Below are 1182 nucleotides of genomic sequence, written 5' to 3' on the forward strand. Positions count from 1 at the left end.
GTCCTCGTCACCCCCCTGTGTCAGGATAGTTGTCGCCTCTGTTAATTTTTAATAATTGAATAGGAGGCGGTAAGAGAATATGAGTGAAGCATTATTCAAAAGAGNTTAAAGAAGCCATTGTTAAGAAGTGGCTTGAAAGTGGGTTATCATTAAGAACGTTTTCAGCCCAGGAAAACATAAACCTATCCACCTTGTATTCCTGGCGAGATAAATTTCAATTACCAGGTTCAAGTGTGACAAAAAGTAGTAGTCCAGATAACTGGTCTCCAGAAGCAAAGTTTTCAATTGTTCTGGAAACCGCCATGATGTCGGAGATAGAGCTAAGTGAGTATTGCCGAGAAAAAGGGCTGTACCCTGATCAGGTGAAGCAATGGAAACAATCTTGTATTAACAACAATATGACTGAGGCTCAGCGTAAGAAACAGGAAGCTGCAGAGCGCAAAGCAGATAAGAAGCGTATTAAGCAGTTAGAGAAGGAGCTAAAACGCAAAGATGCAGCACTTGCTGAAACTGCTGCATTATTGGTGCTCAGAAAAAAGCTCAATGCCTACTGGGGGGAAGACGAGGACAGCTAACCATGCTTCCAGATAGGCAATATTATGTGGAGCTGATTGATGAAGCCGTTAGTGCTGGAGCCAGAAGAGTGAAAGCCTGTGAGCTAATAGGCTTATCGCTTCGGACCTTACAACGCTGGATTGAAGATNGTGGCGTTACACAGGACAAAAGACAGTCAGCTATTAGACCTGAGCCAAAGAATAAGTTGTCAGAAACCGAGCGACAGAGCATTATCAATATCTGTAACGAGCCCGAATATGCGGACCTTCCACCCAGCCAAATCGTACCAAGGCTAGCGGATAAAGGGCAATATATTGCTTCTGAGTCCAGCTTTTATCGTGTGCTCAAAGCACATAATCAACTGGCTCACAGGGGGCGAGACAAGCCCAAAAATGGTACGAAGAAACCGAAGGGATATACGGCCACTGGGCCAAATGAAGTCTGGAGTTGGGATATTACGTACTGCCCTGCAACTGTGATAGGGCGGTATTATTACCTGTATATGATAGAAGATATCTTCAGTCGCAAAATTGTTGGCTGGGAAGTGCATGAGTCCGAGCAAGGAGAACATGCAGCAGCATTGCTTGAGCGCAGTGTTTGGTCAGAAAAGTGCGTCAGAAAATCCCT

The 1182-nt window shown here is 44.7% G+C and carries 1 pseudogene; it reads left to right on the plus strand.

From position 1 onward, the window contains the following. Positions 1 to 83: 83 nt before the first annotated feature. Positions 84 to 1182, plus strand: a pseudogene (locus A3735_RS31885) (transposase); the annotation flags it as partial.

The organism is Oleiphilus sp. HI0061 (genome assembly GCF_001635675.1).